A 14,739-nucleotide genomic window follows, 5' to 3' on the forward strand; every position below is an offset into this window, starting at 1 on the left:
CGGGGGCGAGAGAGACGCGCGGCACGGCCCCGGGCGGGCAGGCGGCGCAGCGGGTGGCAGGGACGCGCGAGGGGTTGCGCAGTCGAGCGGGTGGGGCCTTAGCGCGGCCCGTCGCGAGACTCCCGGAGTTTGGGTGGGGGAGCGGGATGGTGATGCTTGGGTGCGAATCGGGCCGTGCGCACGGCCTCGACCGGATGAGGCGCCTGCTGCTGCTGGGCGTGTCCTTCGCGGGGCTGCCGGTCCTGGCGACGTCGGCCCTGGCGCAGGCGGTGGTGCCGGGCTTCGACGCCAACCAGCTCGCCCGCAACGACGACGGCTCGACCGGTGCGGTGTCGCTGCCCTTCGCGGCCAACTTCTTCGGCGCGACCTATTCCGAACTGTACGTCAACAACAACGGGAACGTCACGTTCGGAAGCCCGCTCAGCCAGTTCACGCCGACGGGGCTGGGGGCGGGCTATCGCGGCGCCCCGATCATCGCCCCCTTCTTCTCGGACGTCGATACGCGCAACCCGGCGAGCGGCGTCACCTCCTACGGCACCGGCACCTATGCGGGGCGGGCCGCCTTCGGCGTGACCTGGCCGGGGGTGGGCTACTTCGACTCCCATGCCGACAAGACGAACACCTTCCAGCTCATCATGGCGAGCCGGCCGGATACGGGCAGCGGCAACTTCGACATCTACTTCAACTACGCGCGCATCCAGTTCGAGACCGGCGACGCCAGCGGCGGCACGAACGGGCTCGGCGGCACCTCGGCCGCGGCGGGCTACTCGGCCGGGACGGGCGCCAGCGGCACCTACTACGAGATCCCCGGCTCGCTGGTGAACGGCGCCTTCCTGGACGGCGGGCCGAACGCCCTCGCGACGAGTTCGAACAATGGCGTGCCCGGGCAGTTCCTGTTCCCGGTCCGCAACGGCGTCGTGCTCTTCGCCAATGTCTGCCAGGCGGGCGACAACGCCTCGACCACGACGACGGCCAATTGCGGCCCGAACCGGTCCTACACGGGCGGCATCTTCTACACGCCGCTCAACAATTTCACTCTGAACGTTCTCGATAACACCACCATCACGGGCGGTTCGGGCAGCGCCGTCCTGGTGATGCCGACCACGCTCTCCGAGGGCGGCAATCCCGCCGGCAGCGTGACGGTCAACGTCAACGCGAGCGCGACCATCAACGCGCCCGGCGGCGCCGGCATCGAGATCGACAGCCACGCCGGCTCGGGAGCCGGCATCGTCAAGAGCGCGGGCACGATCACCGCCGCCACGGTCGGCATCCTGGGCGACACCAACACGGGCGCCGTCACGCTGGGCAATGCCGGGACGATCACGGCGCCGATCGGCATCTCGGGCGCCTCCCGGACGCTGACCAGCCTGTCCAACACCGGCACGATCACCGCGTCCTACGCGGGCCTCGTCGGCGGCGCCTTCAGCGGCACCGTCGCCATCGACAACAGCGGCACGATCGGGTTCGGCCGGTTCGGCATCCTGGGCGGCAACGTGAGCGGTCCGCTCACCCTGACCAATACGGGCGCGCTCACCCAGACCGGCACGCCCTCGGCCGCGCCGGCCACCGGCCTGCCCGCCAGCATCGCCGCGAGCGTGCCGGGCTCGGGCAGCTACGGCATCTTCGCCCGGGGCGGCGCGGCGATCAGCATCCTCAACGGTCCCTCCGGCACGATCACGGCCGAGACCGGCATCGACGCTGCGGTCCTGACCAGCGCGCCGGGATTGCCCGCCGCGGCTTCCCTCGGTTCCCTCAACATCACCAATCTCGGCACGATCACCGCCACGGGCGCGGCCATCACGACCGCGAGCAGCGCCGTCGCCTCGCAGGTGACGAATGCCGGCACGCTCACCGGCTCCATCGCCCTGTCCAATGGGTCGAGCTTCACCAATACCGAGACCGGCCGCGTCAACATCACCGGCCCCAGCAGCTTCGGCGGCGGCACGCTCAGCAACGCGGGCGGCATCTCCCTGGCCTCGACCAGCCTGACCGGCCTGTCGAGCTTCACCAACCAGAGCGGCGGCCTGCTGATCGCCACCGGCGACAGCAGCATCGGCAGCCAGACCCAGCCGGCGAGCGTGATCAATGCCGGCACGATCAGCCTCGTGAACGGGCACGCCGGCGACACGCTCACCATCAACGGCAACTACACCGGCCGCAACGGCCTGCTTGCGGTGGAGTTCGCCACCCAGACCAGCGCCAGCGACCGGCTCGTCATCAACGGGAACGCCTCCGGCTCGACGGGCGTCGTCGTCACCAACCTGACCCAGGCCGTCCCCTTCACCACCGGGGCGCCCTTCGTCACCGTGACCGGGACGGCGGCCGCCAATGCCTTCACGCTGGCGGGCGCGCAGAACTTCGGCACCCTCGAGGCGGTGCTGGTGTCCTCCGCGAACACGGCCGGCGGCACCTCGATCGGCATCGGCGCCGTGCCGACCGCAATCGGCCTCTCGGCCCCGACCGCCGTCATCGCCGCCCGGACCATCGCCTTCCAGGGCGGCACTGCCGTGCTCGACCGCGTCACTCAGCTGCGTGACGAGAAGCGGCAAGTCGACAGCGGCCAGCCCTCTATGCCGCAGGCCCTCCAGTACAACGGTCTCTCCCAATACTCGGCGCTCGTCACCAAGGACCCGATCGCTCCCAAGCTCGCCGAGCCGGCGCCCCAGACCACGACCCGGCCCGCCGTCTGGGCGCGCGCCTATGGCGACTTCGAGAGCCGCTCGGGCTTCAGCAGCTTCTCCTTCGCCGGGCAGAACTTCGTCCGCGATCTCGGCTACAGCCAGACCTCGGGCGGGTTCCTCGCCGGCTCGGACGTGGTCATCAGCGGGCTCACCAAGCCCGATGACGGCCTGATCCTGGGCGTGATGGGCGGCTACACGCTGGCCGGCGTCGACCTCAACCGCAATGCGGGCCGGCAGGACTACGAGGGCGGCACGGTCGGCGTCTACGGCACCTATCTCAACGGGCCCTGGTTCTGGGATGCGCAGTTCAAGGTCGACCTGCTCGGCCTCGACATCACCGCGCCCGGCCTGCGCCAGCGCACCGGCCTGCAGAACTATTACGTCTCCACGAATGTCGGCTACCGCATCCCGCTCGAGCACAACATCTATGTCGAGCCGACGGCGGGCCTCGAATACGTCTCGACGGTGTTCGACCGGACGCCGGCGCTGGGGGCGAACCTCGTGCCGCTGCGCGACGGCGACGCGCTGCGCGGCCGGATCGGCGCCAGGGTCGGCACCGAGTTCGTGCAGGACGACATCCGCATCGAGCCGAGCATCACGGGCTACGTCTACAGCGTGCTGACCGAGTCCGGCACGCTGGGAGCCTTCACCGGGGGGATCACGAGCGTGACCGGCCTGCGCGAGGAGGGCAAGGTGCGCGGCGAGGTCCAGGCGTCGATCAACTTCTTCAACCTGAAGACCGGCCTGTCGGGCTTCATCCGGGGCGACTACCGGGTGGGCGGGGATCTGGTGGCCGGCGGCGGCCGCGCCGGCATCCGCTACCAGTTCTCGACCTTCTGACGCCCGGCGCGACGCGCTGCACGACCAAGGCCCGGCCCTGTGCCGGGCCTTTTTTCTTGCTTTCTTGCTTTCTTGCTTTCTTGGGCCGCGCCTCGCGAAGCGGGTTCGGCCTGGGCGAGGCGCCGGCGCCGCCGCATCCGAAGTCCCGACGGGGTCCGCCGAACCCGATCAGACGAGCCGCTGTTCAGCCCCTGCTCAGGTGTGCAGGCGCACAGTCCTAGCCTGGCCGTTCGCCTACGAGCGCGAAGACCGGACCTTGCATCGGCGGGTTCGAGCGTCCATCTATTAGCGGGATACTTGGTCGTCCTCGCCGTACCCAGCCTCGAACGGAGATCCTTGATGACCGTGCGTGTTGCCACGATCCTGTCCGCCCTCGCCTTGGCGGCTCCGCTCGCTGCAGCCGCACCGGCGCAGGCCTCTCCCTGCCGCGGCCTCTCGCCCGAGGGATGCGCCCGGGTGAGCCTGCTGCGCGAGACGCGCCGGACGCAGCTCGCCTTCGCGGACGAGGTCTATGCCCCTTACGCGTGGCGCCGCTGGGTCCCGGCCGAGGCGCGTCCCTTCACCCGCTTCGACATCGAGGGCATCCGCCTGATGACCCGGATGCCCTGATCCGGGTCAGGCCCCGAGCTTGAAATACGCCACCGCGATCCCCGCCGGACGGGGGTCGCGGTCGAGTTCGTCGCCGATCTGCCGGAAGAGCTGCTCGGCCCGGGCGTTGATCCCGGAGCGCAGGCTCGTCAGCGGCTTCTGGCTCGTCACCACCAGCACGAGCTGCGGCCGCGGCGAGCCGCTGCCGTCCACCCGCATCGAGAACCGCACCGCCTCGCCCGTGCGCTTGGCGTAGCGGCCGAGATTGGTCACGCGCCCGTCGTCCGAGACGAGGAGCAGGTCGATGCTGCGGTCGCCGCGCGTCTCCACCGTGCCCACCAGATCCTGCCCGCTATGCAGCAGGTCCGCGGTGATCGTGATGCTCGCCGCGCGCGCGTCGCGTTGCGGATAATGGCGCGCCAGGAAGGCGACGACCGGACATTGCGCCTCGCTCACCTGACGCAGGCTGATCTGCGGCTCGACGCCCAGCGTGTTCTGGAACGCCTTGTCGAAATCGAGGAAGGGCTGCGTCGTGCGCCCGAAGGCATCGACCATCACGTCGGGCGGCTGGGTCGAGACCGGCGTGATGAAGAAGCAGTCGCCACCGTCGTATTTGCGGATGAAGCTCTCGACCTCCTCGGCCGTCGGCATGCTCGCCGGAGCAGGGGAGGGCGGCTCGCGCCGCGGCTCCCGCGGGCGGGCCGGGGACAGATCGGGATCCTCGCCCGGATCGGGCAGGGCGATGATCGGGGGCGGTTTCGGATTGGCTCCCGGCGCGGCGGGCTTCTGGGTCTCGCTGCGGGGCGGCTCGGGCCGCGGCAGGGGGGCGCTCGGCGTCACCACCGGCTCGGCCGGGCCGACCACCTGCGGCGTCGGCGTCGGCAGCGGAGCCTCGCCGTGGCGGGCCGGAAGGGCCAGATAGGCGAGGGCCGCGAGCGCCACGGTGGCGGCGACGCCCCCGCCCGCAGCCGCAAGCACCGCGGCGGGGAACCGGCGCACGGCTGGCTCCACAGCGGCGAGCGCCGCCACCGCCGCCATGTCAGCGGGCCGGTCCTTCGGGTTCGGCTGCAGCATCGCCTGCAGCACCGTCCGGATCGGCTCCTCCACGCCCGCGAGGTCGGGGACGCGCCGGCGCTTCTCCACCACGTCGACATGGTTGCTGCCCATGTCGAGCGGGCTGCCGCGGGCCGCATGGGCCATCAGCAGGCCCAGGCTGTAGATGTCGGATTGCGGCGTGACCTCGCCCCCGTAGAGGCCGAGCTGCTCGGGCGAGACATAGGCGTACTTGCCCGCGAAGCCCGCGCCGATGACGGTGCCGTCGGCGTTCGGCGCCCGCGCGATGCCGAAATCGATGAGCTTGGCCCGCGCGACGTTGCCCCCCGGCAGGATGACGTTGTCGGGCGAGACGTCCCGGTGGATGATCCCGAGCTCGTGCGCGGCCTGCAGCCCGGCGGCGAGGCGGCGCAGCAGCAGCCGCAGGGTCGGCCCGTCGAGGGGGCCCTCCTTCAGCCGGTCGGAGAGCGAGACGCCGTCCACGAACTCCATGGCGAGATAGGGGAGTTCGAGCTTCGGATCGATCGAGAACACGAAGTAGCGGACGATCGCCTCGTGGTAGAGGTTGTGCAGGGCCGAGGCCTCGCGCCGGAAGAGGGCGAGCGCCGAGGCGTTGCGGGCCAGCTCCGGCTTGATGACCTTGATCGCCACCGCGTCGCCGGTCGCCAGCGCCTCGCCCCGGTAGACCTCGCCCATGCCGCCGGCCGCGATCAGGCTGCGAATCACGTAGATGTCGTTGAGGCGGGTGCCGGGCGCGATGAAGCACCGGGACGGGGGCGGGAGGAAAACCGTCTCCTCGCTCATGGGTGCGACCCTTCCGGGGGCCTGGGCGCGGGGCCGAGATAGCGCACCGCCACGACCGTGACGTTGTCGGCCGCCCCTCGGTCCAGGGTGAGGGCGAGCAGCGCGTCGCAGAGCGCCTGGGCGTCGGCCGCCGCGCCCGGTCCCGCCGCGGCGGCCAGGATCTCGCCGTCCTCGACATGGCTCGTGAGCCCGTCCGAGCACAGGATGAACAGGTCGCCCGGCTCCAGGAGGCCGTGGTCGAGGTCGAGTTCCGGCCGCGCCTGCACCCCGATGGCCCGGGTGATCACGTTGCGCCGGGGCCAGGTCTGGGCCTCCTCCGGGGTGATGATGCCGCGCTCCATCAGGGACTGGATCTCGGTGTGGTCGCGGGAGATCTGCACGAGCGCGCCCGCCCGCACTCGGTAGATCCGGCTGTCGCCCGACCACAGGCAGGCGAAGTGGGGCTCGTAGATCAGGAGGATCGCCACCGTGGTGCCGACCACGGCGCCGCGCGCCCGGCCGACCGCCCGGATGTCGGCATTGGCGGCGGTGAGCCGGGCCTTGAGCTCGGCGAGCAGGTCGCCCGCCGAGGCCGCCGGCGCGACGCCCGCCAGGGATTCGACCACCGCGGCGCTCGCCACCTCGCCGGCGGCGTGCCCTCCCATCCCGTCCGCCACCGCGAAGATGCCGCTCTCGGGCGCCAGCAGGAACCGGTCCTCGTTGAGTTCGCGCACGCGCCCGACATGGCAGGCGGAGCCGAGATCGAGCGCCGCCCGGGGGCGCCGCGGGGTCGGCTCGATGGCGTCTGTCTTCATGGTCCGACCGATCATGCGCGGCGCATTGCGGACCCGGCCGGATCGGGATGGCAGCCGGGGATTACGCCCCCGGCAGGCCCCGCCGCGACCGTCGGGCCCCCGTCACCCTGACCGAGGCGAATCCGTTCGGCAAGGGCTCCGACCGGGCTGTCCAGGGCAATCCGGGCGCGGTCGCCCGCGCAGCCTCCCGTTCGATCGCGGCTGATCCTGTCGAGGGCAAGGGATCGAGGGCAAGAGAGCGGGAGCGTGGCGTTTCCTCTCGTCTTGTGGCGACAGTCGATGTTCAGACGCTCACCAGTCGTTCCATGTCGTCGCGAGCCGCAGGCGTTGACCCTATGCTCAAGCTGCGCCATAACTCCAGTGTTGCAGGGGGAAAGCGACGATGCGCGGCAAGATCACGGTTTCTGTTCTCGCGCTGGCGGCGGTCTGCGTCGGGACGGCAGCGATCGCCGGGCCGGCTTATACGGCCGAGGACATCGTCAGGAAATTCGCTCCGGCCGACCCGCTGGGCAAGACCCGGGGTCTCTGTGTCGGCACCCACAGCGAATGCAACACCAACGTCGACAGCCGGTCGAAGGCGGCCGGCGCCTTCGATCTGGTGGTGAACTTCGAGTACAATTCCGACGCGCTGACGCCGGCCGCCAAGCAGAACCTCGACGAGTTCGCCAAGGCGCTGCAGGATGCTCGCCTCAGGTCGGCGAGCTTCGTGGTCGAGGGCCACACCGACGCGCGTGGCGGCGAGGAGTTCAACCTCGGCCTGTCCACCCGGCGGGCGGATGCGGTGGTGAAATACCTGTCCGGCCGCGGCGTCCCGCAGGGCCAGCTCACCGCCCGCGGCTTCGGCAAGTCCCGCCCGCTCACCGACGATCCGCTCGATCCGGCCAACCGCCGCGTCGAGACCCGTCTCGCCATCCAGTAGGCGCGCCCCCGCGCTCGGCCGCATCGCGACGGGCGCCCCGACGGGGATCGGGGCGCCCGTCGGCGTTCCTGCGTCGGGCCCGGTGTGCCGTCGCACCGCCTCCCGCAGAGCTGCCATGTAGAGCCTGAACCGTTCCGAAGCTTCGGGCGGCTCGGTTGTACCCGGAAACTGGCGCAACCGCTCGCACGGAGAGCGGGACATCTCGGGCGGTTTATTGACCTTGGGTGAGGTGAGTCGGCAAAGACTGAGCTTTCTCTGTTTCTGACAGTAGTCGAGCTGTGGATCGGGGGGCGCTTTCGGGCGCGGGCAGCGGCCGGACACGGTCGTTAAACTTGTCAGCGCGCACCGGACGCCATAAGCTTCCGCCGCTGCGTCGTGACTGCTGCGCAATTCTTCGAGGACGGCATGCGTGCGTTGTGGATTGTCGGCATCGTGCTCGCGTTCAGCGCGTGCCTGGCGATTCAACCTGTCTTCGCCCAAAGCAAAGCGGGCGACCGAATCGCTCTGGTGATCGGCAACGCGCAATATCCGGACAGTGATACGGCGCTGACCACGCCGGTGCCCGATGCACGGGCCCTCGCGACGGCCCTGCAGCAGAAGGGCTACACCGTCGACGTCAACGAGAACATGGCCAAGCTGGCCATGCAGGCTGCCCTTGCGCGCCTCTACGACAAGATCAAGTCCGGATCGACCGTTCTGTTCTACTTCAGCGGCTATGGAATTCAATCGAACAAGCAGAATTACCTGATTCCGGTCGATGCCCAGATCTGGACCGAGCCGGATCTGCGTCGCGACGGCTTCAACGTCGAGACGATCATCGGCGAAATCCAGAAGCGCGGGGCGGATCTCAAGGTCGTGATTCTCGATGCGGCCAACCGCAACCCGTTCGAGCGGCGCTTCCGCAGCTTCGCGAACGGTCTCGCGCCGGTCGCCGAGGCGCCGCCGAACACGCTGGTCTTCTACTCGACCCAGCCCGGGCAGATGCTGCGGCAGGTCTCGACCGCGAAGAGCGCCTTCGCGGAGGAGCTGGTGCGGCAGATCGGCAGCACCGATGCGCTGACCCGGACCGTCTTCGACAGGGCCCGCTCGGCCGTCTCGACGGCGACGCAGGGCGCGCAGCTCCCGTGGCTGTTCTCGACCCTGAAGGACAGCCCGGCCCCGAAGGACAGCCCCACGGCTTGGGTCGATCCCGGGCCGGCGAAGAAGACCCCCGAGAAGGAGGCGCGGATCATCGAGATCCCGGGGCCGGGCCCGGGACCGACCCCGGCCGGCCGGCCGGAGCCGTCGCCCGATCCGGCCGGCGAGTTCAGCACGGCCCGGCGCGCCGGGACGAAGGAGGCGTTCGAGCGCTTCCTGGGCAGGTTCCCGGACGGCGCCTGGGCCGAGCGCGCCCGGGCGGAGATCGCCCGGCTGGACGAGCACGCCAAGCCCGCCCCGGCGCCGAAGGTCCCGCAGCCGCCGCTCCCCTACAATCGCGAGGAGGAGCGGCTGAAGGCCGAGCTGAACAAGGCGCTGGAGCGCAACCCGGCCGATGGGGCCGCCCTCTACCGGCGCGGGCAGCTCTACGCGATCCACCGCGAGTACACGCTGGCGCTCGCGGATTTCGACGAGGTCATCCGTCTCAACCCGCAGGATGTCGAGGCGCTCAACAACCGCTGCTGGGTGCGTGCGATGATCGACGAGCTCGACCGGGCCCTGCGTGATTGCAACGAGGCTCTGAAGCTGAGACCCAATTTCCCCGACGCGCTCGACAGTCGTGGACTGGTCAACCTCAAGATCGGGCTTCCCGGTCTCGCCATCCGCGATTACGATGCTGCCCTGAAGGGCAATGGAAAGCAGGCGTCGTCTCTGTATGGACGCGGGATGGCGCGGGTGCGGACGGGTGAGACGGAGGAAGGCAAGAGCGACATCAACGATGCGCTCCGGATGGATCCGGGCCTCGAGAAGGAGTTCGCTCAATACGGGATCCGTTGAGACGACCGCATTCCGCGGGACCGGCTCGACGCGACTATAAAGGGGGAGGCCAGAGCCGAAAGCAGGTTTCGGACTTGGCCGCCGCCGAAAAATGAATGATGAACGTCTGGCGATGGACCGAGATCGTCTGAGGAGCACAACGATGACTGGATGTGTCGACACTTTCTCGCATCGCATGAGGCGGGCGGCCCTGCTGGCCGGCCTGCTGGTCCTGGGCTCGGGAGCGGGCGCCTATGCGCAGGCCCCGAGCGAGGCCGACATCGTCAAGGCGCTGACCCCCGCCCCGGCGGCCCCGGCCACCGGCCTGACCCGCAGCCTCTCCACGACGGTGCGGGGCGAGGCCGGCAGCGTCGCCGGCGACGACCGCGGCTTCCTCGATTCCCTGCGCAACCGCACCTCGCTGACCCCGAGCGAGCGCAGCAAGCTCGCCGCCGCCTCGGCCGACAAGCCGAGCATCGACCTCGAGATCCCCTTCGACTACAATTCCTCGAAGATCGGCCCGAAGGCGCTGCCGGTGGTCAAGAGCCTCGGCGCCGCCCTGGCCCGGCCCGAACTGAAGGGCAACACCTTCCTGATCGTCGGCCATACCGACGGCAAGGGCAAGGACCAGATCAACCAGACGCTCTCCGAGCGCCGGGCCGAGGCGGTCAAGCAGTACATCGTCCAGAATTACGGTGTGCCCGCCTCGAACCTCGTCAGCGTCGGCTACGGCAAGTCGCAGCTCAAGGACACGGCCAACCCGCTCTCGGCGGTCAACCGCCGCGTCACTGCCGTCAACATGTCCGGCGTGAAGTCGGCCTCGCGCTACTGAGCGCGGTCCGGCCTCGCTCCGCTCCTCATGCGCGAGACCCCCGGCCCGCCCGGGCCGGGGGTCTCGCGCCCGTCCCTCCGCGGACCGTTCGGCGAGCCCTGATGTATGCGTCCTGACCGCGAAACGGCCCTCCATCGGCGCCGGACCGGCGCCCTTCTCGTCGCCCTCTGCCTCGCCGCGCCCGTCGTCGCGCCCGTCCTGGCGGCCGAGGACGCCCCGACCGACACCATCCGGGCGCGCCCGGCCTGCTTCTCCGACAACGTGCGGGTGACGGGCTACGTGATGCCCCGCCGGCAGTCCTATGTCAGCCTGAACCTCGACGGCTACCGGGTCTCGGACGTCCTCGTGCACGAGGGGGACAGCGTCGCCGCCGGCCAGGAGCTGGTGCGGCTCAACCGCATCGGAGCCGACGATCCCGTGGCCCAGGCGATGGCGCCGCCGACCCGCCTGCCCGCCACCCTCACGCTGAAGGCCTCCGCCGCCGGCACCGTCGTGCGCAGCACCGCCCGGGTCGGCGGGCTCACCAGCGCCCAGATGGAGCCGCTGTTCCAGATCAGCCTCGACCGCGAGCTCGACCTGATGGTGCAGGTGCCAAGCCTCTACGTCTCGAAGATCCGGGCCGGGGCCGAGAGCCGCATCCTCGTCGGCAGCGAGCTCGAGCTGAGGGGGGAGGTGCGGGTGCCGGCCACCGACGTCGATCCGGCGACGCAGTTCGGCCGCGCCTTCCTGTCGGTCAGCGCCCATCCCGACCTGCGCCCCGGCCTGTTCGCGCGCGCGCTCATCGACACGGCGCGCAGCTGCGGCGTCGCCGTGCCCCGCTCCGCCATCCTGCGCCGCAGCGACACCACCAGCGTCCAGGTGGTGCGCGGGGGCAGGATCGAGATCCGGCGCGTCGTCGTCGGCTCCTCCTCCGAGGACGATGTCGAGATCCGCAGCGGCCTTAGCGAGGGCGAGACCGTGGTGGCCAAGGCCGGCACGGCCTTCTGAGGCGAGAGCAGGATCCGTTCCAACGGGAACGGATCCTGCTCTCGCTCTTTGATTTTGCCGCATTTTCTGCGACGAACCGGGATCCACTTCGTCGGAAAATGCTCCAGAGGGTGACAGGCCCCGATGCAACCCGAACCGACGCGAGCGCGCTTTTGTCCCTGAATGTCTCCTCGTGGGCGATCCGCCGGCCGCTGCCGTCGATCCTGATCTCCCTCATCCTGCTCGTTCTCGGCTGGCTCAGCTTCGGCAAGCTGCCGATCACCCGCCTGCCCTCGGCGGACATCCCGATCATCTCGGTCGCCGTGGCGCAGTTCGGGGCGGCGCCGGCGGAGCTGGAGGCGCAGGTCACCAAGACCGTCGAGGACGGCGTCTCGGGTGTCGAGGGCGTGCGGCACATCTCGTCCCTCGTCACCGACGGCGTCTCGGTGACGACGGTCCAGTTCCGGCTCGAAACCAACACCGACCGGGCGCTCAACGACGTCAAGGACGCGATCACCCGCATCCAGGCGGACCTGCCGCGCTCCGCCGAGGCGCCGCTGATCCAGCGCGTCGACGTGGTGGGGCTTCCCATCGTCACCTACGCGGCGATCGCGCCCGACAAGACCCCCGAGCAGCTCTCCTACTTCGTCGACACCATCGTCAAGCGCCGGCTCCAGAGCATCCGCGGCGTCGCCCAGGTCGAGACGATCGGCGGCTCGGAGCGCGAGATCCTGGTCTCCCTCGATCCCGACCGGCTCCAGGCCTTCGGGCTCACCGCCGTGGATGTCAGCCGCCGCCTGCGCGGCATCAACGTCGACGTGGCGGGCGGGCGCACCCAGCTCGGCGGGCGCGACTTCGCCATCCGGGCGCTCGCAGGCGCGCGCACCCTCGACGAGCTGAAGGGCACGATGATCCCGCTCGCCTCCGGCGGGCAGATCCGGCTGCAGGATCTCGGCGTCGTCACCGACACGGTCGCCGACCGGCGCACCTTCGCGAGCCTCGACGCCAAGCCCGTCGTCGCCATCGGCATCAAGCGCGCCAAGGGCGCGAGCGACGTGGTCGTGGCCAAGGCCGTCCAGGCCAAGATCGATCAGATCCACGCCGAATACCCGGACGTGAAGCTGTCGCTGATCGACACCTCGGTGGACTACACGCTCGGCAACTACGAGGCGGCGATCAAGACCCTGTTCGAGGGCGCGGCGCTCGCGGTCATCGTGGTGTTCCTGTTCCTGCGGGATCTGCGCACCACCGTGATCGTGGCGGTGTCGCTGCCGCTGTCGATCTTCCCGGCCTTCTGGGCGATGGACCTGCTCGGGTTCTCGCTCAACCTCGTGAGCTTCCTCGCCGTCACGCTCTCGACCGGCATCCTGGTCGACGACTCGATCGTCGAGATCGAGAACATCGTCCGCCACATCCGGATGGGGAAGTCGCCCTTCCAGGCGGCGATCGACGCGGCCGAGGAGATCGGGCTCGCCGTCATCGCGATCAGCCTCACCATCGTGGCGATCTTCGCGCCGGCGAGCTTCATGGGCGGCATCGCCGGCCAGTTCTTCAAGCAGTTCGGCATCACCATCGCGGTGCAGGTGCTGTTCTCGCTGCTCGCCGCCCGCTTCGTCACGCCGATGCTCGCGGCCTACATCATGAAGCCGCATGTCCATGCGGAGAAGCCGCCGGGCCGCATCGAGCGCGCCTATCTCTGGCTGGTGTCGCTCTCGGTGCGCCACTACCTGCTCACGGTGGTGCTCGGCATCGGCATCTTCGCGGCCTCGATCGCCAGCATGAAGCTCCTGTCGCAGGGCTTCCTGCCGGCCCAGGACACCGCCCGCTCGCTGCTCTCGATCGAGCTGCCTCCGGGCTCCCAGGCCTCCGACACCCAGCGGGTCACCGACGTCATCGTCAAGAACCTGCGCCAGATCCCGGAGGTGAAGAGCATCTTCGTGGATGGCGGCCGCGCGGGCGGCACCATCGAGGTGCGGCGCGCCTCCCTGATCCTGAACTACACCCCCAAGACCAGCCGCTCGATCACCCAGCGCCAGCTGGAGCAGCAGGTCGAGGCGCGGCTGCAGCAGATCCCGGACATCCGCTACTGGTTCGTGGACGAGAACGGCCTGCGGGCGATCTCGCTCGTGGTCAACGGCCAGGACAGCAACACGGTGGCGAGCGTCGCCAACGAGCTTGCCAACCAGATGCGCCGCCTGCCGACGGTGGCCAACGTGATCTCGGGGGCGACCCTCAACCGGCCGGAGCTGCGCATCCGCCCGCGCATGGACCTCGCGGCGCGGCTCGGCATCACGGCCGACACCCTGTCGGAGACGATCCGGGTCGCCACGATCGGCGATGTGGGCCCCGCGCTCGCCAAGTTCGATGCGGGCGACCGGCTCGTGCCGGTCCGCGTGCAGCTCGACGACAGCGCCCGCCTCAACTGGCAGATCGTCGAGCAGCTGCGCATCCCGACCCCGGCGGCCAAGGGCGGCGTCCCGCTCTCGGCGGTGGCCGATCTCGGCTTCCAGGACGGCCCCGCCAACATCGCCCGCTACGACCGCGAGCGGCAGGCGACGGTCGCGGCGGACCTCGTCGGCGATGCGGCGCTCGGCGACGTGCTGCAGGCGATCAACCAGCTTCCGGTGATGAAGAATCTGCCGAAGGGCGTGCGGGTCAACCAGTCGGGCGATGCGGAGAACCTGGCGGAGCTCTCGGACGGCTTCGCCGAGGTGATGCGGGCGGGCCTGCTCATGGTCTACGCCGTGCTCGTGATGCTGTTCGGGTCGTTCCTGCACCCGATCACCATCCTGTTCTCGCTGCCCCTGTCGCTGGGCGGGGCCGTGATGGCCCTCCTCGTCACCGGCAAGCAGCTCACGACCCCGGTCTGGATCGGCATCCTGATGCTGATGGGCATCGTGACGAAGAACGCCATCATGCTGGTGGAATTCGCCATCGAGTCGATGCGCCACGGCCTGTCCCGCAATGAGGCGATCATCGATGCGGGCCGCAAGCGCGCCCGTCCGATCATCATGACGACGATCGCCATGGTGGCCGGCATGGTGCCGAGCGCGCTCGCGATCGGGGCCGGCGGCGAGTTCCGGGCGCCGATGGCGATCGCGGTGATCGGCGGCCTGCTCTTCTCGACCGTGCTGTCGCTGATCTTCGTGCCGGCGGTGTTCTGCCTCGTCTGCGTGATCTCGAACGTCCCCCAGGCGGTGGCGGCGCGCCTGCGCGACCGCGGCCACCGCACAAGGGAAGCGCCGGCCGGTGCGGCGCAGCCCTCGCCACACGGCCACATGGCGACCCCTGCCGCGCCGGGGGAGTGAC

9 protein-coding genes are annotated in these 14,739 nt (G+C 70.1%); 7 read left to right on the forward strand and 2 right to left on the reverse strand.

Features of this window, described 5'->3' with window-relative positions; translation table 11 throughout:
* Positions 1-152: 152 nt before the first annotated feature.
* Positions 153-3,521, forward strand: coding sequence for an autotransporter outer membrane beta-barrel domain-containing protein (locus MNOD_RS06420; protein ID WP_015928026.1), 3,369 nt, complete (start codon positions 153-155; stop codon positions 3,519-3,521).
* Positions 3,522-3,860: 339 nt separating this feature from the next.
* A complete protein-coding gene (locus MNOD_RS06425) occupies positions 3,861-4,130 on the forward strand; it encodes a hypothetical protein (RefSeq protein WP_015928027.1) in 270 nt (89 codons plus the stop codon).
* Positions 4,131-4,136: 6 nt separating this feature from the next.
* Here MNOD_RS06425 and MNOD_RS06430 read toward each other — a convergent pair whose 3' ends face one another.
* Together MNOD_RS06430 and MNOD_RS06435 are read right to left on the reverse strand one after the other, a co-directional pair.
* The gene (locus MNOD_RS06430) at positions 4,137-5,966 is read right to left on the reverse strand and encodes a serine/threonine-protein kinase (RefSeq protein WP_015928028.1); all 1,830 of its coding nucleotides are present in this window, start codon (positions 5,964-5,966) and stop codon (positions 4,137-4,139) included.
* Positions 5,963-6,760 (reverse strand): PP2C family protein-serine/threonine phosphatase, encoded by a 798-nt coding sequence (locus MNOD_RS06435; protein WP_043748193.1) that lies wholly within the window; start codon positions 6,758-6,760, stop codon positions 5,963-5,965. The genes MNOD_RS06430 and MNOD_RS06435 overlap by 4 nt, the downstream gene beginning before the upstream one ends.
* Before the next feature lie 382 nt (positions 6,761-7,142).
* Here MNOD_RS06435 and MNOD_RS06440 point away from each other — a divergent pair, with 382 nt between their 5' ends.
* The 5 genes from MNOD_RS06440 (at position 7,143) to MNOD_RS06460 (ending at position 14,738) form a co-directional block, all read left to right on the forward strand.
* On the forward strand, positions 7,143-7,679 hold the full coding sequence (locus MNOD_RS06440; protein WP_015928030.1) for an OmpA family protein: 537 nt from the start codon (positions 7,143-7,145) through the stop codon (positions 7,677-7,679).
* A 405-nt stretch (positions 7,680-8,084) separates the two neighbouring features.
* Positions 8,085-9,653 (forward strand): caspase family protein, encoded by a 1,569-nt coding sequence (locus MNOD_RS06445; RefSeq protein ID WP_015928031.1) that lies wholly within the window; start codon positions 8,085-8,087, stop codon positions 9,651-9,653.
* 142 nt (positions 9,654-9,795) lie between these two features.
* Positions 9,796-10,464: an OmpA family protein gene (locus MNOD_RS06450; protein WP_015928032.1), complete on the forward strand. Its 669-nt coding sequence runs from the start codon at positions 9,796-9,798 to the stop codon at positions 10,462-10,464.
* A 105-nt stretch (positions 10,465-10,569) separates the two neighbouring features.
* Positions 10,570-11,451 (forward strand): efflux RND transporter periplasmic adaptor subunit, encoded by an 882-nt coding sequence (locus MNOD_RS06455; protein ID WP_015928033.1) that lies wholly within the window; start codon positions 10,570-10,572, stop codon positions 11,449-11,451.
* Between the two features lie 152 nt (positions 11,452-11,603).
* Positions 11,604-14,738, forward strand: coding sequence for an efflux RND transporter permease subunit (locus tag MNOD_RS06460; protein ID WP_015928034.1), 3,135 nt, complete (start codon positions 11,604-11,606; stop codon positions 14,736-14,738).
* Position 14,739 lies beyond the last annotated feature (1 nt).

The organism is Methylobacterium nodulans ORS 2060, from assembly GCF_000022085.1.
Lineage (GTDB): Bacteria > Pseudomonadota > Alphaproteobacteria > Rhizobiales > Beijerinckiaceae > Methylobacterium > Methylobacterium nodulans.

Excerpts from the sequence above, each read along its gene's own strand:
- MNOD_RS06420 (WP_015928026.1), top strand. The coding sequence starts at position 153 with ATGCTTGGGTGCGAATCGGGCCGTGCGCACGGCCTCGACCGGATGAGG.
- MNOD_RS06425 (WP_015928027.1), top strand. The coding sequence starts at position 3,861 with ATGACCGTGCGTGTTGCCACGATCCTGTCCGCCCTCGCCTTGGCGGCT.
- MNOD_RS06430 (WP_015928028.1), bottom strand. The coding sequence starts at position 5,966 with ATGAGCGAGGAGACGGTTTTCCTCCCGCCCCCGTCCCGGTGCTTCATC.
- MNOD_RS06435 (WP_043748193.1), bottom strand. The coding sequence starts at position 6,760 with ATGAAGACAGACGCCATCGAGCCGACCCCGCGGCGCCCCCGGGCGGCG.
- MNOD_RS06440 (WP_015928030.1), top strand. The coding sequence starts at position 7,143 with ATGCGCGGCAAGATCACGGTTTCTGTTCTCGCGCTGGCGGCGGTCTGC.
- MNOD_RS06445 (WP_015928031.1), top strand. The coding sequence starts at position 8,085 with ATGCGTGCGTTGTGGATTGTCGGCATCGTGCTCGCGTTCAGCGCGTGC.
- MNOD_RS06450 (WP_015928032.1), top strand. The coding sequence starts at position 9,796 with ATGACTGGATGTGTCGACACTTTCTCGCATCGCATGAGGCGGGCGGCC.
- MNOD_RS06455 (WP_015928033.1), top strand. The coding sequence starts at position 10,570 with ATGCGTCCTGACCGCGAAACGGCCCTCCATCGGCGCCGGACCGGCGCC.